This is a genomic window from Virgifigura deserti, assembly GCA_003576685.1.
Lineage (GTDB): Bacteria > Pseudomonadota > Alphaproteobacteria > Dongiales > Dongiaceae > Virgifigura > Virgifigura deserti.
Map to the genome: position 1 here is coordinate 244,722 of QOZR01000008.1, position 20,871 is coordinate 265,592.

At 65.1% G+C, this 20,871-nt stretch carries 20 protein-coding genes and 1 tRNA gene; 10 read left to right on the plus strand and 11 right to left on the minus strand.

The window, feature by feature from the left end:
• Positions 1-135 precede the first annotated feature (135 nt).
• Complete coding sequence (locus tag DT069_RS15650; protein WP_425450278.1) at positions 136-996, minus strand: GNAT family N-acetyltransferase; 861 nt, start codon at positions 994-996, stop codon at positions 136-138.
• Between the two features lie 232 nt (positions 997-1,228).
• Here DT069_RS15650 and DT069_RS15655 point away from each other — a divergent pair, with 232 nt between their 5' ends.
• Positions 1,229-1,657, plus strand: a complete 429-nt coding sequence (locus DT069_RS15655; RefSeq protein WP_119461235.1) for a GFA family protein — start codon at positions 1,229-1,231, stop codon at positions 1,655-1,657.
• Positions 1,658-1,862: 205 nt separating this feature from the next.
• Here the strand turns inward: DT069_RS15655 and DT069_RS24985 are convergent, their stop codons facing one another.
• Positions 1,863-2,348 carry a thiamine pyrophosphate-dependent enzyme gene (locus DT069_RS24985; RefSeq protein WP_425450279.1) on the minus strand — a complete coding sequence of 162 codons (486 nt, stop codon included), beginning with the start codon at positions 2,346-2,348 and terminating at the stop codon, positions 1,863-1,865.
• A gap of 52 nt (positions 2,349-2,400) precedes the next feature.
• Here DT069_RS24985 and DT069_RS24665 point away from each other — a divergent pair, with 52 nt between their 5' ends.
• Positions 2,401-2,559: a hypothetical protein gene (locus DT069_RS24665; RefSeq protein ID WP_162913230.1), complete on the plus strand. Its 159-nt coding sequence runs from the start codon at positions 2,401-2,403 to the stop codon at positions 2,557-2,559.
• A gap of 149 nt (positions 2,560-2,708) precedes the next feature.
• On the opposite strand, the gene DT069_RS15665 is transcribed toward DT069_RS24665, so the two are convergent.
• From DT069_RS15665 to DT069_RS15675, 3 genes are read right to left on the minus strand one after another with little or no spacing between them, the layout of a single operon-like run.
• Positions 2,709-4,247: a tripartite tricarboxylate transporter permease gene (locus tag DT069_RS15665; protein ID WP_119461236.1), complete on the minus strand. Its 1,539-nt coding sequence runs from the start codon at positions 4,245-4,247 to the stop codon at positions 2,709-2,711.
• A complete protein-coding gene (locus tag DT069_RS15670; RefSeq protein WP_119461237.1) occupies positions 4,247-4,696 on the minus strand; it encodes a tripartite tricarboxylate transporter TctB family protein in 450 nt (149 codons plus the stop codon). The genes DT069_RS15665 and DT069_RS15670 overlap by 1 nt, the downstream gene beginning before the upstream one ends.
• A 28-nt stretch (positions 4,697-4,724) precedes the next feature.
• Complete coding sequence (locus DT069_RS15675; RefSeq protein ID WP_119461238.1) at positions 4,725-5,864, minus strand: mandelate racemase/muconate lactonizing enzyme family protein; 1,140 nt, start codon at positions 5,862-5,864, stop codon at positions 4,725-4,727.
• A gap of 175 nt (positions 5,865-6,039) precedes the next feature.
• On the opposite strand from DT069_RS15675, the gene DT069_RS15680 reads away from it, so the two are divergent.
• The 4 genes from DT069_RS15680 to DT069_RS15695 all read left to right on the plus strand — a co-directional run bounded on the left by DT069_RS15680 (position 6,040) and on the right by DT069_RS15695 (position 10,019).
• Positions 6,040-7,035: a dihydrodipicolinate synthase family protein gene (locus DT069_RS15680; protein ID WP_119461239.1), complete on the plus strand. Its 996-nt coding sequence runs from the start codon at positions 6,040-6,042 to the stop codon at positions 7,033-7,035.
• A gap of 32 nt (positions 7,036-7,067) precedes the next feature.
• Positions 7,068-7,817, plus strand: coding sequence for a FadR/GntR family transcriptional regulator (locus DT069_RS15685; RefSeq protein WP_119461240.1), 750 nt, complete (start codon positions 7,068-7,070; stop codon positions 7,815-7,817).
• 166 nt (positions 7,818-7,983) lie between these two features.
• Positions 7,984-8,970 carry a tripartite tricarboxylate transporter substrate binding protein gene (locus tag DT069_RS15690; protein ID WP_119461241.1) on the plus strand — a complete coding sequence of 329 codons (987 nt, stop codon included), beginning with the start codon at positions 7,984-7,986 and terminating at the stop codon, positions 8,968-8,970.
• 68 nt (positions 8,971-9,038) lie between these two features.
• Positions 9,039-10,019 carry an NAD(P)-dependent oxidoreductase gene (locus DT069_RS15695; protein ID WP_119461242.1) on the plus strand — a complete coding sequence of 327 codons (981 nt, stop codon included), beginning with the start codon at positions 9,039-9,041 and terminating at the stop codon, positions 10,017-10,019.
• A gap of 551 nt (positions 10,020-10,570) precedes the next feature.
• On the opposite strand, the gene ggt is transcribed toward DT069_RS15695, so the two are convergent.
• Positions 10,571-12,403 (minus strand): gamma-glutamyltransferase, encoded by a 1,833-nt coding sequence (gene ggt / locus DT069_RS15700; protein WP_119461243.1) that lies wholly within the window; start codon positions 12,401-12,403, stop codon positions 10,571-10,573.
• A 197-nt stretch (positions 12,404-12,600) separates the two neighbouring features.
• On the opposite strand from ggt, the gene panB reads away from it, so the two are divergent.
• A complete protein-coding gene (gene panB / locus DT069_RS15705; protein WP_119461244.1) occupies positions 12,601-13,437 on the plus strand; it encodes a 3-methyl-2-oxobutanoate hydroxymethyltransferase in 837 nt (278 codons plus the stop codon).
• Position 13,438: 1 nt separating this feature from the next.
• On the plus strand, positions 13,439-14,332 hold the full coding sequence (gene panC / locus DT069_RS15710) for a pantoate--beta-alanine ligase (protein WP_425450280.1): 894 nt from the start codon (positions 13,439-13,441) through the stop codon (positions 14,330-14,332).
• Between the two features lie 6 nt (positions 14,333-14,338).
• Here panC and gpt read toward each other — a convergent pair whose 3' ends face one another.
• On the minus strand, positions 14,339-14,839 hold the full coding sequence (gene gpt, locus DT069_RS15715; RefSeq protein WP_425450281.1) for a xanthine phosphoribosyltransferase: 501 nt from the start codon (positions 14,837-14,839) through the stop codon (positions 14,339-14,341).
• 369 nt (positions 14,840-15,208) lie between these two features.
• Between gpt and DT069_RS15720 the strand changes: the two genes are divergently transcribed.
• Positions 15,209-15,285, plus strand: a tRNA-Arg gene (locus tag DT069_RS15720).
• A 194-nt stretch (positions 15,286-15,479) separates the two neighbouring features.
• Here DT069_RS15720 and DT069_RS15725 read toward each other — a convergent pair.
• Together DT069_RS15725 and DT069_RS15730 are read right to left on the minus strand one after the other, a co-directional pair.
• Positions 15,480-15,986 carry a hypothetical protein gene (locus DT069_RS15725; protein WP_119461245.1) on the minus strand — a complete coding sequence of 169 codons (507 nt, stop codon included), beginning with the start codon at positions 15,984-15,986 and terminating at the stop codon, positions 15,480-15,482.
• Between the two features lie 120 nt (positions 15,987-16,106).
• Entirely contained in the window at positions 16,107-17,180 is a 1,074-nt protein-coding gene (locus DT069_RS15730) for an FUSC family protein (RefSeq protein WP_119461246.1), read from the minus strand.
• Between the two features lie 1,635 nt (positions 17,181-18,815).
• On the opposite strand from DT069_RS15730, the gene DT069_RS15745 reads away from it, so the two are divergent.
• Complete coding sequence (locus DT069_RS15745; RefSeq protein WP_119461249.1) at positions 18,816-19,454, plus strand: YqhA family protein; 639 nt, start codon at positions 18,816-18,818, stop codon at positions 19,452-19,454.
• A gap of 78 nt (positions 19,455-19,532) precedes the next feature.
• Here DT069_RS15745 and DT069_RS15750 read toward each other — a convergent pair whose 3' ends face one another.
• Positions 19,533-19,889, minus strand: a complete 357-nt coding sequence (locus tag DT069_RS15750; protein WP_119461250.1) for a GNAT family N-acetyltransferase — start codon at positions 19,887-19,889, stop codon at positions 19,533-19,535.
• Positions 19,890-20,038: 149 nt separating this feature from the next.
• A complete protein-coding gene (locus tag DT069_RS15755; RefSeq protein WP_119461251.1) occupies positions 20,039-20,860 on the minus strand; it encodes an alpha/beta fold hydrolase in 822 nt (273 codons plus the stop codon).
• Positions 20,861-20,871: the final 11 nt, after the last annotated feature.

Sequence of the window (20,871 nt, forward strand, 5' to 3'; positions counted from 1 at the left end):
CTCGCCGCAAGGGGAATGATCCCGCGCGTTGCTCACTGCCTGATTGATCACCGCTCCCAAGTGCCAGATCAAATTCGGCGGCAGGATGTTATGGGCCGCGCACCGGCCATGCATTCCTCTTACGGCGCGCGAAGCTTAGTACAGGATCGAGGGCAGGAACGCGCCCGCGGGCTCGTTGTACAGGCCGAGGCTCATCAGCGTCATCGGCTGGACCACGCGCAATCCGTTCGCTAGACACCAGCGGAACAGCTCGCCGTTGCGCGTCGGCAGATGGAACCCGGGCCCGGGGAAGGCCGGGGCCGCGCCGATCAGCGCCTTGAGATCCTCGTTGCCTTCGCCCACGGCATGGCCGAAGAAGCCGATCGTGGTCGCGTATCCCGTGAGGCGGCCGCCATGCTCGACCACGGTCGCGGTTCCCTGCCCGATCGCGTCGAGGAGGTCCCGCTCGCGCTCGTAGCCGTGGAGTCTGAGATGCAGTGCGTTGCAGGCTGCGACGTCCCCCTCAGTGGCCAGGCGAACGGCGTGGCCCGGGACCGTGCGGCCAACGGCCGGGCCCTGGAGAGTCGCGAGAGGCTCGCGGACATCGAATCCGAGCTTGGCGTAGAGCGACAGCGAGCGGGTATGGTACCCGGCCTGGAGCAGGCGGACGCCGGCGAAGCCCCGGCTCCGGGCCCGCTCCAACACGTTCTCCATCAGCCGTCGGCCGACCGCGCGGTTCTGCACGGCCGGATCGACGGTGATCGGGCCGACGCCGACGATCGGGGCGGTCTCCCAGAGGAAGTTGCTGCCGACCACGCGGCCGTCCGCCTCGGCCACGACCGAATAGATGTCGGGGCGCGAGAGCAGGAATGCCATTAGCTGCTCCGCGGGCTCCGGAGACTCGAAGTCGGGGGGAAAGGCATGTCGGCCGGCGATCGTCGCGAAGGCTGCGTGGCAGATCGATGCGCAGGCTCCGATGTCACCGGGCGTGCCGGGGCGCAACGTCAAGCTCTGCAAGATCTCCTCCCTGTCTTCCTGGTGTGGTGCCGATTGAATCATCTCTACACCGACCCGGGCCGAGCCCGCAGTGATGCCGTTCACAGTGACGGTCGGCCGATCCGCTTCCGGCGGCGCCCAGGACGGAGTATGAAAGTGCCGGGCCGACGACGTTCATGACCGTGGGCGAATGGCGAGTTCCGCGGCCTGAAGAGGCGCCTGTTCGGCGGTTGCCGGGGAGAGAGGTGACGATATGGCCGCGACGCATAGGGGAACCTGTTTCTGTGGGGCGGTCGAGATAGAGGTCACGGACGCGCCCGTGGAGATGGGCTATTGCCATTGCAGTTCCTGCCGTTCCTATTCGGGAGCGCCGCTGGTTGCGTACGTGCTGTTCCGGGCGGAGGACGTGAAGGTCACCAGGGGCGCGGAACTCCTCAGCGGGTTCAGGAAGACGGAAATGAGCGATCGGCAATTCTGCAGGAAGTGCGGCGGCCACATCATGACCGGCCACCCGACCCTCGGCTTCACCGATGTCCGTGCCGCGGCGATCCCGACCATGCGGTTCGAGCCGACCGTCCATCTGAACTATGCCGAAGCCGTGCTGCCGATAAAGGACGGGCTTCCCAAGCTGAAGGACTTCCCCACCGCGGCGGGCGGATCCGGCGAGACGATGCCCGAATAGCTTCCTTCACTGCAGTTGTCTGGGCGAGATGTCCGCACTTAGCACATGTCAGAACCGCGAAAGAAGGCATGGCCTTGCACCTCTCAGAGCATCGAGAATGCTGAGGCCGTAGCAGGTTCAAATCAGGGGCCGATACCCGCTTTGCCGAAATCGGCGCAGGTAGTGACCGCCCCCCACTGCGTGGTCCGCGCCCAGGACGTTCGACTCAGCGTCCGAGCGCGGTATCGGAGCTTCGCCCATTGCGGCCTTGGACCGTAACCTGCCGGGCGGCGCGCCGGCCGCGTAGATCAGCGATGATCCGCATTGCGGCGTTACGCCCGGGCGCGCAGGACACGCCGCCGCCCGAATGCGTACCGGGGCCGCAAAAATAGAGCCCGGCGACCGGCGTCCGGTAGTGGCGACCAGGTGCACGCCACCCGCCGCAAAGGCCGCCTCGAGCGTCGGGACCGGGTCTTCGGTCCGCTCGACGCGCCACCCCCCGCGCGCCGTAAGCCTCGGCGTAGCGGACGAAGTTCGGGTTGTCGAAGGTCAGGCCAAAGTCGGGGAAGGTGTCCACCGCCTGCTTCCAGCGGATCATGCCGTAGGCGCCGTCGTCGAGGATCAGGACGACCAGGTTCAGCCGCAGACGGATCGCGGTCTCCACCTCCTGGCTGTTCATCATAAAGCCGCCGTCGCCGCACACCGCCAGCACGCGCCTCTCCGGGTGGTGGCGCTGGGGAATCGCCGGCGAGGATGTCGGGCGGGTGTCCACCCTCCTCGGGACCGGGCGCCTCACGAGCCTTCTGATCTTAGCGGTGCTGACGCTCTTGCTCGCCGAGCTGCTCGGCGATTCCGATCAGGCGGGCCCGCGCAAAGCGCTCCAGAAGGTCACAGGCGACAGCATTGCGATCTCATCGCCTTGAAGAGTCGTGCAAATTCCCACGGGTTCGTCGTCGGGTTCACACCACAAGGATAGCGCCAGCATTTGCCGACGGCGAAGTGGATCTCGCCATCTATGCCGCCAGCGTACGACGGGACAGCAGCTCTGTTCCGTTCCTCGCACCCGTGGCCTCTAAGCGTTCCAGGACTGTTCTTGGCCGCTTTCGGTCCGCCCAACCGCGCCATCGCGCTTCCGTCGGAAGGAGGAGGCGGCCGTCCACAGCAGAAGCGCAGCGCACACGAAAAGGATGCCCGCACTGATGGGCGACTCCAGCAGCACCATCGGGTCGCCGCGCCCCAGGAGAAGCGCTCGGCGCAGGTTCTCTTCGATCATCGGACCAAGAATGAGGCCCAGCAGCAAAGGTGAGGCCGGACAATCGAGCTTGGTCAGCAGATAGCCGGCTGCGCCGAAACCGGCCAGTAGGATCAGCTGAAACGCGCTGTTGGCGACGCTGTAGACCCCGATGCAGAGGAAAATCATGATCGCAGGATAGAGAATTCGGTAGGGAATCGAGAGAATCTTCACCCACACACCGATGAAGGGGATGTTGACCCAGAGCAGGAGGAAGTTTCCGATCCACATACTGACAAGCAGGCCCCAGAACAGATCGGGGTGCGAGGAAATGACGCGCGGTCCGGGCGCGATCCCGTGCATGATGAGCGTGCCGAGGATGAGCGCGCCGACTGCGTCGCCGGGAATGCCGAGAGTCAGCGTCGGGATGTAGCCGGTCTGCGCGGCCGCATTGTTGGCGGCCTCGGGTGCAACGACACCCTCGATGGCGCCTTTTCCGAACCGTTCGGGCTCGCGGGACACGCGTGTCTCTACGGTGTATGCGATGAAGGATGATACCGTCGGGCCGGCTCCGGGCAGCGCACCCAGAAACGCGCCCAGCCCCGTCCCCCTCAGGATCGCGCCGATCGAACGCCGGGCCTCATCACGGGTCGGCATCATGGCACGCCAGCCCGCGATGCGGCGGGGAGTGCCGCGCTTGATGTGCGGCTCAAGGTTGGTCATGACCTCCGCAAGCCCGAACAGCGCCATTGCCGCAATGATGAAACTGATTCCCTCGGCCATGATCGGAATGCCGAAGGTGAACCGCATCATGCCGGAGACGACATCCATCCCGACGAGGCCGAGGAGGAGCCCGACCAAAGCCATCCCGATCGAGCGCAGCAGAGAACTGGACGCCGCCATCGCGGCAGCCAGAAGACCGAGGAGCATCATGCTGAAATACTCGGCCGGGCCGAATTCGAGCGCGATCGACACGATGGCCGGCGCCGCGACCATGACAAGTGCAAGCCCGACGCAGCCTCCGACGAAGGAAGAGATCGCGGACATGAAGAGCGGCACGCCCGCGCGGCCCTGTTGCGCCAGCGGATAGCCGTCGAGCGTTGCCACGGCCGCCGCGGGGGTTCCGGGCAGGTTCAAGAGGATCGACGCCGTCGACCCGCCGTAAAGGCCGCCGTAGAAAATCCCCGAAAGCATGATCAGGGCCCCGACCGGATCGAGCCCGTAAGTGAAGGGTAATAGCATCGAAATGGCCGTGACGGTGCCAAGCCCCGGCAGCACGCCAACGAGGGTCCCAAGAACGACTCCGACAAGGCAGTAAGCCAGGTTTGCCCAGGAGAACGCGACGTCGAATCCGAGACCGAGGTTCGAAAGGGCGTCCATCACTGGACCCAAAGCCGCATTGGCAGGCCGAGGAGACCCGTGAAGACGATGGCGGAAAAGGCGGTCATGGCGATCGCGACCAGTATGATTTCCTTGTAGCGCGTCTCGCTTGTGGCCAGTCCCGCAACAAGTGTGCAGACCATGCACGCGGCCAGCAGCCCGACCGTGTTGATCAGCGCGGAAAAGGAAAGAATGGAGGCCGTGAGACTGACGACGGGACGTAGGTAAAGGCGACCGATGATGTCCGGGCGTCTGCGGATGGCCGAGCGCGCGGCGAGCACCAGGCCGACCAGCGCCAGAGCTAGGCCAAGCATGACGGGGAAGTAGCCCGGCCCCATCCGGCGTGTCGTTCCCATGCCGTAGTCGGCGGCACCGATGACAAACGCGCCGCCGATCCCTACGAAGAGCATGCCGGTAAGGATGTCTTTGTCCTTCAACATCTCGGCCATGGGATCCTCTCTTATCCGATTGTCAGCATCAGACGTAGCAGGGCCCGTCGATCAGGGGATGCTTCGCCACGAAGTTCTCATCGATCTCGAGCCCGAGGCCGGGACCGTCCGGGGCGCGGACGCACCCCTGGGAGCTGACGTCCAGGTCGACCGAGGCGAGCTCTGTCCGGAAGGGGTTCACCTCCGTTGCATCCGCCTCGAAGTAGCCGCCGTTGTCGATGGCCGAAAGAAGGTGAAGTGATGCGACCATGTTAAGGGCGGTCATGGAGGTGTGCGGATTGATGAGCTGCTTGCGGGCCGAGGCCATTGCGGCGATGCGCAAAAGCTCCGTGATCCCGCCGCACTTCGAGAGGTCGGGCTGCAGGACCGTCACGGCGTCGTCGGCCATCAACCGCTGGAATTCGAATCGGGTATAGTGGTTCTCCCCTGCCGCAATCGGCGTCCGCCCGAGCGCCGCCGCTTTGCGATAGGCATAATCGTCGTATGGCGGAAAGGGCTCCTCGAGCCAGCCCACGCGGCAGGCGTCCAGCGTCGGCATGATCCGGCGGATCTCTTCCAGCCGATATGCGGCATTGACGTCGGTGAGAATGTCCACGCCGTTGCCGAGCGCCTGGCGCACCGCCTCGACGCGCATGACGTCGTTCTCCGGCGTGTCGCCGAGACGCAGCTTCAGCGCCCCGTATCCCGCGTCGATGTAACCCCGCGCCTCATCGATCAGAGCGGCGGGATCCTGAAAGCCGAGTGTCAGGCCGCCAGCATAGGCGCGCAGGTCCTTGCGGGATCCCCCGAGCAGGCGATAGATCGGCCATCCCGCCGCCTTGCCCCGGATATCCCAGAGCGCCAGATCGATTCCACTCATGCAGATCGCGGTGCCGGCGCCGAACCCGTGGGTCGCGAAATGCCCTTTGTAGAGACGCTGCCACACCCCGACGCTGTCCAGCGGATCCATCCCGAGGATCATGGGGGCAAGCGTCGAGTCGATGAGCTTCGCGATGGCGCCCGGCGAACGGCCGTGATGCGCCTCGCCCCATCCGACCAGTCCCTCGTCCGCAGTGACCTTTACCAGGACGGCGTCGCGCTTGACCATCCGGCCGACGCCCATCCTGAAGTCCGTTCCCTCCGGAACGCGATAGGAGATCGGATGAACGCTCACTGCTCTGATTTTCATCGAAATGTCCGTGCGGCTGGAATGTGGCGAGGTGATGCTGCCAGGCTCTTCGACCTGAACAATTGCAATAAGCTGTAATATAGAATAACAGCTTTGCGCAAGGGCGGAGACGAGGGCGGATCCATCGCGGGCTTTCCGCCCATCGACATCGAACAGCTTGGGAGAGTTCATCCAGATGACCAGCCAGGACAGGCTTCGCACCAGCACGGCGGATCCGCTGTGGGTTCCGCTGCTGACCCATTATTCCGAGGACGGCGGAATCGACGCCGGGCGCATGATCGCTCATGCCGAAAGCATGGCTCACGAAGTCCGTCAGGTCATGTTGGCCGGGTCGACGGGGGACGGCTGGGAGCTCGACGACCGCCAATTCGACGCGCTCATCGATCTTGGCGCAGGCGACCTGCCGGCCGGCATGACGCTTCTCTTCGGCATTCTGCGCGGTGATACCGAAGGTGTGATCGCGCGGCTCAAGCATCTCGAGGCGCGCCTCTCCTATCTGCCGGCGCTGCGCTCCCGCTTTCTCGGCGTGGCGGTTTGCCCGCCGGTTGACGCTCGCGCCGACCAGGCGCGGATCCGCGCGCATTTCGAGGCGATCCTGGCCGAAAGCCGGAGTCCGATCGCGCTTTATCAGCTCCCGCAGGTGACCCAATGCCGGATGTCGCCGGAGACGGTGGCCGAGCTCTGCCGGAACCCTCGCATCATTCTCTTCAAGGACAGCAGCGGCGAGGACAAGGTAGCTTCCGCCGGAGAGGACTATTCCGGCACGGTTCTGCTGCGCGGCGCCGAGGGCGGCTATCTTGAGGCGCTCCCGCCAGCCGGCCCTTACCATGGCTGGCTGCTCAGCACGGGCAATGCGCTATCCGGCCCGCTGAGGCGGATTCTGGCGTTGCGCGCAGGCGGACAAGGCGAAGAGGCAGCGGCACTGTCCATGCGGCTGTCCAGCGCGATCGGGACCGTTTTCGCGGCGGCGGGCAAGGAAGGCGGCGCCAATGCCTTTTCCAATGCCAACCGCGCCATGGACCACCTGCGAGCTTACGGCCAAACTTGGCGGCATCATCCCGCCGCGCGGAAGATCGACGGAAGCACCCTTTCCCCCGACCTCGTCGCGGCGGCGGAGCGCGCCTGCGGAGAGTTTCTCGACCTTTCGGCGGGCGGGTATATTGCATCCTAGAAGGAACGCTTTGGGCCGAGGGTAACCCCGCAATGAACGACGAGCGGCTTGAATACACGATCCGGCCCGTCCGGCACCGCAGTCTCGGCGAGGAGGTCTATGACACCCTGGCGAAGCTTATCTCAATCGGTGAGCTGGAAGCCGGCAAGCAGCTGCCCTCCGAGGGTGAGCTCTGCCGGCTGTTCGGTGTGTCCCGGCCCGTCGTCCGCAACGCGCTCGCCAGGCTGAGGGATGAAAGCCTCATCGTATCGCGCAAGGGCTCGGGGTCCTTCGTCTCGCCGATCGCGCCAGGCGCGATCCCCGACATAGACCCGCAGCAGCAGCTTTCGACAATGCTCGACGCGCTCGAATTTCGGCGCAGCATTGAGCCGGACGCCGCGTACTACGCGGCGCTGCGCCGGACGCCCGAGGACCTCGAAGCAATTCAGACCGCGCTCGAGAATTTCCGGCGCGCGGACGAGCAAGGCGACCGACAGCGGGTGGATTTCGCCTTTCACATGGCCATAGCCAAGGCCGCGCAGAACGACCACTACATACGGGGGATGCACGTCATCTCCTACGACATCGACCTCGGAGTCACGATCGCGCGACATCTGTCGCGGCTCGGGCAGTCCAGCCGCCGGCAGGCCATCTTCACCGAGCACCGGCAAATCGTCCTGGGCATCGAGGCCGAAGATCCCAACGTGGCGCGTGAGGCAATGCGCCAGCATCTTGACCATTCCCAGTTTCGCGTCCTGGCGCGCGGCAAGGAACTGATCCGGCGCGCGACGGCTGACGACTGAGGGGCGGCTCCGCTGTCCCGGCCGGTGCCGCGGAGCCTTCGTCTTTTGGCTTGAGGAATCTGTCACTTCCTATTACAGCTTTTGATCGGGCTATGGGCGCCCCTTCGAATCGACGGGGCGCCCCTGGTCACGAAGCAGAAGACGCAAAAACCCGGGAGGAAGCCCAGTGAGCCTGTTACGAACTGCCATACTCGGACTGACGGTCGCAGCTGTCGCGGCGACCAGCGGCGCCATGCCGGATCCCGCGCGTGCGGCCGCGGATTATCCGTCGAAACCGATCACGATCGTCGTGGCCTATCCCCCAGGCGGATTCAACGACCAGGTGGCCCGCATGATCGCCGAGGATTTGAGCGAACGGTGGAACGAAACGGTGATCGTGGACAACCGCCCCGGCGGCGGCACCGTGGTCGGAACCGATCTGGTCGCGCAGGCGAACCCAGACGGTTACACGCTCGGGATCACGCCCTTCGCATTCGGGGTCAATGAGGGTCTTTTTCCCGATCTTCCCTATGACACGAGGAAGGATTTCCGGCACGTCATCATTCTCGGCGATTCCTTCAACGTTCTTGTCGCTCATCCGGACTTCCCCGCCGACAGCGTGAAAGAGCTCGTCGCCTATGCGAAGAAGAACCCGGGTGAGATCAATTATTCCTCTGCCGGTAACGGCTCCTCGAACCACTTGTCGGGAGAGCTCTTCAAGACGCTGGCGGGCGTGGACATGGTCCACATCCCCTACGGAGGCAGCGCCCCGGCGCGAACGGATCTCGTCGCCGGCCGCGTCGACATTCTCTTCGACAACTACACCAATGTCGCGTCGCTGGTCGAAGCCGGAAAGCTCAAGGCGCTTGGCGTGACCATCCATAACGAGAGTCCGAAAATGCCGGGCGTGCCGCCGGTTTCGGACTCGGTCGAAGGGTACGAGGTCACGACCTGGTGGGGCGTCAATGCGCCCGCCGGCACCCCGGACGACGTCGTTGCGAAGCTGAACGAGGCCCTCAACGATTTCCTAAGCAAGGAGAAGACGCTGACCGTCTTCGATCGGCAGGGTGTCACCGCGATCGGCGGAACCGCCGCCGAGGCGGAGGCCTATGCCAAGCGTCAAATCGAGATGTGGCTTCCTGTCGCCCAGAAGGCGGACATGAAGGTGGACTGAGCCGAATACCAGGCGCCGCCATTCCAACGGCGGCGCCTGGCCATCTCACAATACGCGGCGACTTCCGGATGCCCACCATACTGCTCACCGACCCGATCGATCCCGGCGAGACAGATCGGCTCTTCAAAGCGGGCGCGATCCGCCGGCTGTCGGGCGATACCGCCGCGGAATTGGAGGACGCCGTGCGCGCGGCCGACGTGGTCATCGTCAGGCGCCAGCTGCCATCCGGCATCCTCGCGTCCTGCCCGCGCCTGCTCGGCCTCGTTCGCCATGGCGTCGGACTCGACTTCATTCCGGTCGACGAGGCGAGCGCTCTCGGTATAGCCGTCACCAATACGCCGGATGTCAACGCGCTGAGCGTCGCCGAACACGCGGTTGGGTTGATGCTTGCGGCTTGGCGCGGCATCGCCCGCTCCGACCGCGAGGTCCGCGCGGGCAACTGGAGCGCCATGCGCGCGCTGGCTCCCCTGAACCGGGAGCTGTCCGGAAGCCAGCTTGGGATCGTCGGCTTCGGTGCGATCGGACAGGAGGTCGCACGGATCTGTCACTTCGGGTTCGGCATGACGATCACGGTGGCGAGGCGATCCCGAAGCCAGGATCTGGATTGGGTCGCATTCCGGTCGCTCGAGGAGGTGATCCGAACCAGCGACGTTCTGGTGGTGGCGTGCCCGCTGACCGAGGAGACCACCGGATTGATCGATGGACGGCTGATCGCGATGATGCGCGACGGGGTCTTGATCGTGAACGTCGCGCGGGGCGCCATTATCGATGAGGCTTCTCTATCGGAGGCCGTGGCGCGCAAGCGCATCATGGCCGCACTCGACGTCTTCGCAAAGCAACCACTTCCGCCCAACGATCCGCTCACCGAACTCGAGGGCATTGTCCTCAGCCCGCACGTCGCCGGCATCACCCGCGAGAGCATGGCGCGGATGAGTAGAACGGCGGTCGACGACACCTTGCGTATTCTCAGAGGTGAGCGGCCTCGCCATCTCGTCAATGCTCACGCCTGGCATCAGATTCGGGAACGCTGGACCAAATTCCGTACCTAGGTAGCCCATCGCCATGCCACGATAGCCGCCGGGCTCCGAAATCCAGGATCCACCAGGTCTCAGCCTCGCGCATGCGCTTGCCCATTTTGGGGTTGGGCGCCATGCTGGCAGCAATCAGGTTCTGATCCCGCAACGGGAAGAGCGGACGACGCCCGTCGTTCGCAAGCCGCACCGCGCCATCCCGGGACGGATTGTCCGGACCCGGAGGGAGTGGGCAGGTCAGTCCAATGCAGCTGATCTTGTACGCCTAGGACTAATTCCAGCACCCTATCAATCAGCTCAGGTTTGAGACCTATCCCCCGCCCTCACCACGCACCATCCGGCTGTGACGTAGAGGATTCAGGTAATAGCCCGGATAGCGTCATTGGCGTGTCGTCCGCGGTGAAGAGGCCAGCACCCGAGGACCGCTTTTGGCATTTCTCGGAAGTGCCGCCTGCCGCGTCGAATGTCCGCTTACGGTTTCGAAGTGGGCGCTGGCATGCGATCCAATGTCCTACTCATGAATTCACGGCCGAATCAGCCTGCTAAACAAAAATTGCACGGTTAAGTCATCAATCGCCGAGCGCTACGCCCTCCCGCCGCGGGTCGGCGCCGCCGATGAGGCCCATTGGTGTGACCCGGATGGCGTGCAGGCCGCTCGTCATCTCGTCGATCTCGATCTCGTGGCCGCGCGTCTCGAGTGCGGGCACGAGGGATTCAAGCGCCGTGCCCGCCTCGAGCTCCGTCGGCCCGTTCCGGTTGGCGAAGTTGGGCAGGGCGACAGCGTCCTGCATGTCCAGCTCCCAATCGAGGCCGGCGATCAGCGTCTTCACCACATAGGCGATGATCGTCGATCCGCCCGGCGACCCCACCGCCATCTCCAACTCGCCGTCCGAATCGAAGACCAGGGTCGGCGCCATTGAGCTGCGCGGGCGCTTGCCGGGCTCGACCCGGTTGGCGACCGGCCGTCCGTCGCGTTCCGGGGTGAAGGCGAAATCGGTGAGCTGGTTGTTGAGCAGGAAGCCCCGGACCATCAGCCGCGAGCCGAAGGCGCCCTCGATGCTGGTGGTGAAGCTGACCGCGTCCCCGGCCGCGTCGACGATGCTGATCTGGCTGGTCGACGTCCGCGTGAACTGCGATCGCGGCGTCGCCAGGGCGGCTTGTTCGACGGTCAGTCCCGGCGGCGTCCCCGGCTTGGCCTCGCCCAGGGTCTTCGCCGGCGAGATCAGGGCCGCCCGCTGCCGGAGATAGTCGGGCGACAGCAGGCCCTCGACCGGCACGGCGACGAAATCGCTGTCGGCCAGATAACGGTTGCGGTCGGCGAAGGCGAGGCGGCTCGCCTCGGCGATCAGATGGACGGCGTCGGCCGATGCGGGTTCCAGATCAGGAATGGCAAACCGTTCGAGGAGGCCCAGGATCTGCAGGGTCGCCACGCCGCCCGAGGTCGGCGGCGGCATGCCGCAGACGCGCCACTCACGATAGGGCCGGCAGAGCGGCGTGCGGCGCTTGGCCTCATAGCCGGCGAGGTCGGCCTCGGTCAGGCGGCCCGGATTGCCCGGTGCCGTGCGGACCGCGGCGACGATATCCCTGGCGATGGGACCGCTATAGAACGCGTCCGCGCCGCCGGCGGCGACGCGCCGCAACGTCTCGGCCAGGGCCGGATTGCGCAGGATGCTTCCGACCGGCAGGGGCTCGCCTTCGGCGTCGTAGAAATAGGCCGCGGCGGTCGGAAAGGTCTGCAGATGCTCGTCGGCGGCGATCAGGGCGTTCAGCCTCGGCGACACAGGAAACCCCCGTTCCGCCAATCGGATGGCAGGCTCGAACAGGCGCGGCCAAGGCAGGCGGCCATGGTCGCGATGCGCCGCTTCCAGCATCCGCAGTACGCCCGGAACGCCGACCGAACGGCCGCCGACGACGGCGTCGAAGAACGCCATCGGCTCTCCCTCGGCGGTCAGGAACAGGCTCGGCGTCGCCGCGGCCGGCGCGGTCTCACGGCCGTCATAGGTCGTTACCCTGTCGGCGTCTGCGTCGAAATGCAGCAGGAATCCGCCGCCGCCGATCCCGGAGGACTGCGGTTCGACGAGGTTGAGCACCATCTGCACCGCGATCGCGGCATCGACCGCGCTGCCGCCGGCCCGGAGGATCTCCAGCCCCGCCGCCGCGGCCAGCGGATTCGCGGCGGCGACCATCTGCCTCTCGGCATACACGGCCGCTCGTGGCTCCATCCGGGGCTGCGTTGGGCTGGCGGCCTCCGGCGCGGCGCGGGCCGCCTCGGCGGTCCCCGATCGGCTGTCGCCCGAGGCGGCTGTCTGCCAGTCCCGAGGTGCGCCGCACGCGGCAAGGCTCAGGAAAAGCGCCGGCAGAAGCAGGCGAAAAAGCGGTGATCGGTCTGACAAGGCGCCCATGATGCTGTTCCTTTCCCTCCTGCGGGTCGGGTGCCACTATATCGGTGGGGTGCCGCCGCCCAAAGTCCCCGGCCAAAGTCCCTGGTCAAAGTCTCGGGCCAAAGTCATTGTGCGCTGCACCATTCTGGGCATAAAATTGTCATGAAGGACCGCCGCATCGCTATCTGCGGCGGATTCGCTCGGACAGGAGGGCAGGCTTGAGCATCCAGGCGCGCACCACCCGAATCACGGTTCCCGAAATCCGTGCCCGCAAGGGCGGAGAGCCGATCGTCTGCCTGACAGCCTATACGACGCCCATGGCGCAGCGGCTCGATCCGCATGTCGATCTTTTCATCATCGGCGATTCGCTGGGGATGGTGCTCTACGGCTTCGAGAGCACGCTGCCAGTGACCCTTGATATGATGATCGCGCATGGCGCGGCGGTGCGGCGCGGCAGCCAGCGGGCCTGTCTCACCGTCGACATGCCGTTCGCGAGCTATCAGGAATCGCCCGGGGTCGCATTCCGTTCCGCGGCGAGGCTGATGGTCGAGGCGGGCTGCTCGTCGGTCAAGATAGAGGGCGGACGGGAAATGGCGGAGACGATCGCCTTTCTCACGGACCGCGGCATCCCGGTCATGGGCCATGTCGGGCTGGTGCCGCAATCGGTCAACAGCCTCGGCGGCTATCGGGCGCGTGGCCGCGACGATGCCCAGGCGGATGAGATTCTTGCCGACGCGCGCGCCGTCGCCGATGCGGGCGCCTTCTCCATCGTGCTGGAAGGGATCGTCGAGCCGCTGGCGCGAGAGATCACCGAGGCGGTCGACGTCCCGACGATCGGGATCGGCGCCTCGCCGGCCTGCGACGGGCAGGTCCTGGTGACCGAGGATCTGACCGGGCTGTTCGGCGACTTCACGCCGAAATTCGTCAAGCGCTATGCCGAGCTCGGCGAGGCGATCGGCGAGGCGGCCGCCGCCTATGCCGAGGATGTCCGCGCCCGCCGTTTCCCTGGGCCCGAACACTGCTTCGGCGCGGGGAAAAACTCAGGGAGAGGATAGAATGGCGATGGCGGCCCGGTCGGCCGGTGCCGCGGCGCGACCGACGCTCCCGGTGATGCGGACCGTCGCCGACCTGCGCCGGGCCGTCGCGGCCTGGCGCGCCGCCGGCCAGACGGTCGGGCTGGTACCGACCATGGGGGCGCTCCATGCGGGCCATCTGGCGCTGGTTCGCCGAGCACAGGCGGATTGTGACCGGACTATCGTCACCCTGTTCGTGAACCCGACCCAGTTCGGGGCCGGCGAGGATTTCGCCGCCTATCCTCGCGATGAGGCGGAGGATGGCACCAAGCTCGCCGCCGTCGGCGCGGATCTTCTGTTCGCACCGGAAGTGGCTGAGATGTATCCCGACGGCTTTGCCACGACGGTAACGGTCGCGGGCCTAACCGACGGCCTCTGCGGCCCGGCCCGGCCCGGCCATTTCGCCGGAGTCGCCACCGTGGTCACCAAGCTGCTGCTTCAGTCGCTGCCGGACGCCGCCTATTTCGGCGAGAAGGATTATCAGCAGCTCCTCGTGATTCGGCGCCTGGCCCGCGATCTCGACATTCCCGTGCGGATCGAGGGCGTGCCGACGGTGCGCGACGCCGACGGCCTCGCTCTGTCCTCGCGCAATCGCTATCTCTCGGCGGGCGAGCGCGCCGCCGCCGTGGCGCTGCCGATGATTTTGCGGCATGTCGCGGAGCGGCTGGCCGATCCGACGCGGGTCGTAGCCGACGAAACGGCCCGGGCGCGTGATGCTCTTCTGCAGGCTGGCTTCACCAGGATCGATTATGTCGAAGTCTGCGACGCCGAAACCCTGGAGCCGCTGGCCCATGTGACCCGGCCGGCCCGGGTCCTGGCCGCGGCCTGGCTCGGCTCCACGCGCCTGATCGACAACATGCCGGTGAGTAGCGCGTAACGCTGCTCAGCGCGGCGGCTGCAGATGGACGATCGGCTGGATGAACTGGGGCTCGATGTCCCAGGGGAACAGGATCCAGGTATCCTGGCTGACTTCGGTGATGAAAGTGTCGACCAGCGGCCGCCCGGCGGGCTTGGCATAGACCGTGGCGAAATGGGCGCGCGGCAGCATCTCGCGCACGACCTTCGCCGTCTTTCCGGTGTCGACCAGGTCGTCGATCATCAGCCAGCCGGTGCCGTCGCCCTCGATCCCTTTCAGCACCTTGAGCTCGCCCTGCCTGCGCTCCTCCTTCTGCTCGACATAGCTGGCGATGCACAGTGTGTCGATCAGCCGAAGGTCGAGCTCGCGCGCGACGACCGCGGCCGGCACCAGCCCACCGCGCGTGATCGCGATGATGCCCTTCCACGGACCGCTCTCGATCAGGCGCCAGGCAAGCGCCTTCGAGGTTCGATGAAGCTCCTCCCAGGAAACCGGGAAGGTCTTGTGTGGGCTTGGGGTCACGGACACGCCTGGAATCCTCTGCTGTCGGGTCCGCGAGATGTACCCCACACCGCCGGGTGCGGCAACCCGCCCTTGCCGCACATCGTTCAAACGCCGAAAACGAAAACCGGCGCCCTGGAGGGCGCCGGCTCGCGGATCGCATGGTTGGAGGTTGTCAGCGGGTGTAGAGGTGTATCTCGTTGGCTCGCGCCGTCTCCCACAGGGTGGTAGAATCCGGCGGCAGCCCCATCTCTGTCAAGGATCATGCCGATATCCGAGGCGCGGAAAAGGGCCGGAAAAGCCGTGTCGGGCTCATGTTATCGACCCCTTGCCATCGCCTGGGGCTTTCGTGTAGGGTCCGCCGCCTGATCGCGGAAGCGCAAGGCCGCGACGGATGCGCCCGTAGCTCAACTGGATAGAGCATCTGACTACGGATCAGAAGGTTAGGAGTTCGAATCTTCTCGGGCGCGCCATTCTTTCAAGGGCTTAGCCGCAGCTCTCCAATCCAAACTTCGGCACGGGTAGCAATTTGGGTAGCGTTCTAGTCTAGAACGTTGTCCGGGCGGCGGCGCCCGACAGATCGGTGTCCCAGCCTTTCGCCTCTATATCTCCCGTGCCAATAGTGCCAATAGGTCTGCCAGAATCGGGCGGCGGACCTATTGCACCATTACTGCGCCCCCGGCGCCGCGACGACGCGCGTGTAGCCATCGCCCTCCTGCAGCAGGACCGGCGTTTCGGGCGGCAACAGCGCCTCGCTACGCGTCGCGGTCTGGACCACGGTGATCGTCTGGCCGGTCGTGCTGTCACGAAGGACGTACTCGATCCCCCGCCGTGCATCAGCGAACTCTTCGGCCGCATAACCGAGCCCGCCGCCGATCAGCGCCCCAAGCCCGGCGAAGATCGCGCTGTCTGTTCCCCCTGCGCCAGCGCCGTAAAACCCTCCCGTACCGCCGAGAGCGGCCCCGAGCGCGGGTCCATACACACCTGTATCGCCACCTTCGATGTGAACCTCGCGGCTGGTGAGCACGACGGCCGGCGTGGTCGCCATCACGGCCCCGACCTCGGTCGCCGAATAGGTCGCGCCCGTCTGAGTGGCGCAGGCGGCGAGGCCGAGCGGTGCCACGAGCGCGACTATAGTGGCGAGGCCGCAAGTAGTATGCCCGAAGCGGCGCATGATCTATCTCCCGATGCTGCTGTTGCTTTATGGAACAACATAGGTTCGGCAGGGGCACGGGGAATGGCTCTCAACGGATCGGTGGCTGCTGGATGGTGTGGAGCTGCCGGCGGGGACGGATTATGGAGCGGTGTTCAGGCGGGCGGTGTGCAGGCGGGCGAGGTCGGCGATGTCCTGGTTCAGCTGGTCAAAGGCAAAGATGAGTGTGAAGACACGCTCGGCTTCCTGGCCCGGTAGCGGCACCGTCACTCTTTCCCGCCGGATCTCTTCCAAAGCCGCTTGGAGCGCCTCCAGCCGCTGGTGCACGAGCTCCGGCGGATCCGGGCGATCTCCCGACGCGATCGCTTCACCGAGGTCGGCGAGATAGGCGCAGCACGCCTCGGTGGCTGCCTCAAGGTATGGCTCCAGCCGGCGCCGCGGCGCTTCTGGCAGCGGGCCGGTATCGGTTCGATCGATGAGCAGGAGCGCATGCCACAGGCGCTCGACCGCGCGGATGAGAGCCTCGGGCTCAGGCGCGTTCGACGCGCGGCGCAGGCGCTCCTTGCGGGACGGTCCGGCGGCGGCCTGAGCATCTCCAAGCGCCTGGCGAATGTCGCTGTGAATGGGCGCGAGCTTATTGGCATCCCTCCCCATGAGCGCACCCAGGCAAGCTGCGAGGAGATCGCCGCAGCGCCTGACTGCCCGGCCCAACTCCTCGTCGACGCCGCGGCGTGCGCTCCAGGGAAAAACGAGCACGCTTGCAAGCGTGCCGATCACAACGCCGAGCCCGATCGCGGCGGCGTAGTGCCAGGCCTGCGCGAACGGATCGGAACTGGGGCTCAGAATAATGATGGCCGAGGTTACGGCGCCGTAGCGAAGCGTCGGTTTGATGCCGGAGATATAGGCCGTGGTTGCGCCGGCAAGGACGATGCCGAGTCCGGTCAGGAATATGGTTTCGGTTCCACCGGCCAACATCCAGGCCAAGCCGAGCACAGCGCCGAGGGCGGCGCCAATGATCCGACCGGCTGCTGCCGCCAGAGTGCCTCCGATGCTGGCCTGGACGACGAACAGCGCCGAGATCACCGCCCAGGACAGCTCACTCACGCCAAGGGCGTGGCCGATGGCAAAGGTTGCGAGTCCGGCCAAGCCGGTCTGAATGGCCAAGCGGACCGGGCGGCGATACTCCACGGTGCGCGTGATTGCGGAAAGGCGCATGGCCAATCGGAAATGGCTGAGTTATTTGCCTTCAGGCCCGCGTCAGCCGACCTCCTAAGGACGCCTTTATCAGGTTCGAGACCGGTTCGGACGCCACTCTTAGCTGAGCCAGATCCCGCCTGTTGATCAGGGCAGCTTGCCTTCGACGTCAGTCCAATTCGCTGCCAACGACGGCCCCGCCAAGGCCACCGATGCCGGCCCCGATTGGGCCGGCGACGAGCGCACCGCCAACGGCACCCACCCCAGCTCCCGTCGCTGTGCCGCAGGCCGAGAGTACAAGTGCCGCGATGACGACCAGGAGAATGTTTCTCACTGTCTCAACCCTGAGCAATTTTGAATGAGCATCCACTTCTTTATCGATCTCAGGGCACTTAAGTTCCGGACGTCACCGCCTGCTGTAGAGCTTGCGCGTTGGTCTCCCTGACGGAGCGAGCCAACATTGACGGGCGGGAAGATCGATTCACCTGATGAGTGGAGGATTCGCTCAAGAGCGGGGACCAAGCGATCAAAGAGAATGTACAAAAGGTCGATTGCGCTCGGGCTCATCCTGTCGCCATTATCGGTGCTACTAGCGGCGTGCGAGGGGCAGCCACAGCCTGTGAGCTACCATGTCGATCGCGCTTGCACCGATGCAGGGCTCGCCCGCGGCACGGCAGCGTATAACGAATGTGTCGCGGACAAGCACCTTGAGCAGGTCCGCGTTATCCACGACCTTGCGAACCGCGGGGCGATCCACGGCCAGCTTAGATTGACCGACTGAACGGCGGAGAAGGCGATCTTCGTAGGAGGTCTTCGTCGGCTCGTTGGCGGCTGGTTTACGGACCCAATGCATGCGGGGCGGTGGCCTACGAGCCGGAGACGGGCCGGTGCTTGCTGTGTGGGGCAGATCTGCCGCCGGGGAACGCCCGTCACGCGCGTTTGTTGTTCACGCATGCTGCAAACAGCGCGCTGAGGGCCGAAAGTGTTCTTGTTCTTTTCCAACCGGCTCGGCTGCCTCGGCTCGATCCTCGTCTCGGTGGTATTGACGCTACTCTTGCTGTTCCTCTTTGGCGTGCTGTGAGACACTGTCGACCCCGCGCAGTTCTGCAAGCCGCACGCGCCTAATGCACCCGAGCGCCCGGCACGAGCTCTTCAGTCTGCAATTCCTTGATCGCTCGCAAGATGCGCCTCCAGATCACTTGACCGTCTACATCGCCAGCCTCAAGCAGAGCGTCGGCGCGCATGGAGGCCTGCGTAGCCGCATCGGCTCCGTGCCGCTTCGCCATCGCCTGAGCCTAGCGCCAGATGTCGATGTCAAGGTCGGAGATCATCAGGTCGTCGGGCCTAACTTAGCGCCTGAATGAAGCCCCGGACGCTGAGCAGAACAATCACCATCGCGACCAGGATCATGAGCGGCTGGTCTGGAATCCGGCGGGTCGCATAAGCGGCAAAGGGCGCGGCGAAAGCAGTAGTTCGAATCGCGTAAGGGACGCACGATGCTTGGTGAAATTGCCCAGCACGTGAGCTGCTGACAAGGTGATCGGCAATGTGATTGTCCGCTGACCCTGGTCGCCAGCGGCAGCAGGAGTTCGCATTCGCGATCCGACAGCGCATCTGGAGTTGCAATCGCGATCCGACAGCGCATCTGAAATTGTAATGACAGAACGCGCATCGCCACCTGCAAGAAATACCGCTACCCGCAATGAGAAGGAGACAGCATTGGACCTACGCCATATCGAGCGAAGAACGATCGTCGGCTCGCGATTTCTCACCGTAGTCGCCGTTTTTGGCTCTCTCGCAGGATCGGTTCTGATGTTCTTCCTGGGCATCGTCAATATTTACGCTGCCTTCCTCTACGGATTTCAGACATCTGGTCAGAGCGAGCGCATCTTCGGAAGCGCCGCCATCATCAGCGTGATCGAGAGCCTGGACCGGTTTCTGATCGCAATCGTGCTGCTCTACTTTGCCTACGGCGTGTACACGCTCTTCATCCATCCCGAGGAAAGCGAGGAGGCGCTCGCCTTGCCGGCGTGGCTCCGCGTGAGGCAGATCGGCCAGCTAAAACAGGTCGTGGCCGAATTGATCGTGGTGATTCTGTTCGTTCTCTTCCTTCGCCAAGCGCTGCAGTCGTTCTCCGGCCCCGACGCCTCTCTCACATGGAACGAGATCGCCACGTTGGCGGTGTTGCCGGTGAGCACGGTGCTGTTGGCGCTTGCCCTGAAGCTGGTCGAGTTTCATCCCAAATCAGGCCGTCCGCTCCTTCGGCCGGACACTTCAGCAAAGGACGAGCCATGACACAGGGGGAAATTCGCCCATCCAAGACGCTCACCTTCCGGGTGTGCCTTTTCTACGATCGGGTCGCGAGGCCGCCGCTCAGAGCTTCAAGACGTACATGACGAACGGCTCGGCCGTCACGCCATGGGAGGCGTAGAGGCCTCTCGCCGGGCCGTTGCCGGGTTCGGTGCCGACCCAAGCCTCTAATGCCTTGCCGAGCGCAAGCAACTCGTCGAGCATTCGGCGGGCGAATTTCTGCTGCTGCAGGGCGGGCGTGACGCCAACTTCGTCGATATAGAGTTCGGTCGGCTTGTCCGGATGCCTGTGAATGACCGCGGCGACCTGCCCGACCACTTCACCGGCGTGGAAGGCCACGAGCATATGGTGGCCGGGCTCTGCATCGGCTGAATTGACGATATCTCGTTCATCCTGCTCACCATATCGCAGACGCATCATTGGCCGCCGTCACGACCCCTGCGCAGGATAGGGCTTCGACGACGGAGGGGCGCATTCGCACGCATGATCGTAGTGGAACCGGCGCGCCGGATACTCTCCGGCATCGACGCGGGTCCGTTGCCCGAGTGCCCTCGACGGCTCAGCCCGGCTTACGCCTTCAGGAAGGCGAGGAGGTCGGCGTCGACCTGGTCCTTGTGTGTGGTAGGCAGGCCGTGCGGCGCGCCTGGATAGACCTTCAGCTCGGCGTCCTTGACGAGCTTGGATGAGAGCATGGCCGAGGCGCCGATCGGCACGATCTGGTCGTCGTCGCCGTGGATGATCAGCGTCGGAATGTCGAACTTCTTGAGATCCTCGGTGTGATCCGTCTCGGAGAACACTTTGATGCAGTCATAGGCGCCCTTAAAGCCGCACATCATACCCTGAAGCCAGAACGAGTCCCGCGCGCCCTGCGAAACCTTGGCGCCCGGCCGGTTGGCGCCGTAGAACGGTCCGCTGAGATCCTTGAAGAACTGCGAGCGGTCGGCGAGGACATTGGCGCGGATGTCGTCGAAGACTTCCATTGGCAGGCCGCCGGGATTGGCCTCGGTCTTCAGCATCAGCGGCGGAATGCCGTTTACCAGCACCGCCTTGGCTACCCGGTTCGTGCCGTGTCGGCCGATATAGCGGGCGACTTCGCCGCCGCCGGTGGAGTGGCCGACATGAACGGCATCCGTCAGGTCGAGCGCTTCGACGAGCGTCGCGAGATCGTCGGCGTAGGTGTCCATGTCGTTGCCGTTCCAGGGCTGGCTCGACCGGCCGTGGCCGCGACGGTCATGGGCGATGCAGCGGTAGCCGTTGGACGCGAGAAACATCATCTGGTCTTCCCAGGCGTCCGCGGTCAGCGGCCAGCCGTGGCTGAAGACGACGGGCTGCCCGGTGCCCCAGTCCTTATAATAGATCTGCGTGCCGTCGTTCGTGGTGATCGTCGTCATTGGCAGGTTTC

Excerpts from the sequence above, each read along its gene's own strand:
- DT069_RS15655 (WP_119461235.1), top strand. The coding sequence starts at position 1,229 with ATGGCCGCGACGCATAGGGGAACCTGTTTCTGTGGGGCGGTCGAGATA.
- DT069_RS15665 (WP_119461236.1), bottom strand. The coding sequence starts at position 4,247 with ATGGACGCCCTTTCGAACCTCGGTCTCGGATTCGACGTCGCGTTCTCC.
- DT069_RS15670 (WP_119461237.1), bottom strand. The coding sequence starts at position 4,696 with ATGGCCGAGATGTTGAAGGACAAAGACATCCTTACCGGCATGCTCTTC.
- DT069_RS15675 (WP_119461238.1), bottom strand. The coding sequence starts at position 5,864 with ATGAAAATCAGAGCAGTGAGCGTTCATCCGATCTCCTATCGCGTTCCG.
- DT069_RS15680 (WP_119461239.1), top strand. The coding sequence starts at position 6,040 with ATGACCAGCCAGGACAGGCTTCGCACCAGCACGGCGGATCCGCTGTGG.
- DT069_RS15685 (WP_119461240.1), top strand. The coding sequence starts at position 7,068 with ATGAACGACGAGCGGCTTGAATACACGATCCGGCCCGTCCGGCACCGC.
- DT069_RS15695 (WP_119461242.1), top strand. The coding sequence starts at position 9,039 with ATGCCCACCATACTGCTCACCGACCCGATCGATCCCGGCGAGACAGAT.
- ggt (WP_119461243.1), bottom strand. The coding sequence starts at position 12,403 with ATGGGCGCCTTGTCAGACCGATCACCGCTTTTTCGCCTGCTTCTGCCG.
- panC (WP_425450280.1), top strand. The coding sequence starts at position 13,439 with ATGGCGATGGCGGCCCGGTCGGCCGGTGCCGCGGCGCGACCGACGCTC.
- DT069_RS15725 (WP_119461245.1), bottom strand. The coding sequence starts at position 15,986 with ATGCGCCGCTTCGGGCATACTACTTGCGGCCTCGCCACTATAGTCGCG.
- DT069_RS15730 (WP_119461246.1), bottom strand. The coding sequence starts at position 17,180 with ATGCGCCTTTCCGCAATCACGCGCACCGTGGAGTATCGCCGCCCGGTC.
- DT069_RS15745 (WP_119461249.1), top strand. The coding sequence starts at position 18,816 with ATGACAGAACGCGCATCGCCACCTGCAAGAAATACCGCTACCCGCAAT.
- DT069_RS15750 (WP_119461250.1), bottom strand. The coding sequence starts at position 19,889 with ATGATGCGTCTGCGATATGGTGAGCAGGATGAACGAGATATCGTCAAT.
- DT069_RS15755 (WP_119461251.1), bottom strand. The coding sequence starts at position 20,860 with ATGACGACGATCACCACGAACGACGGCACGCAGATCTATTATAAGGAC.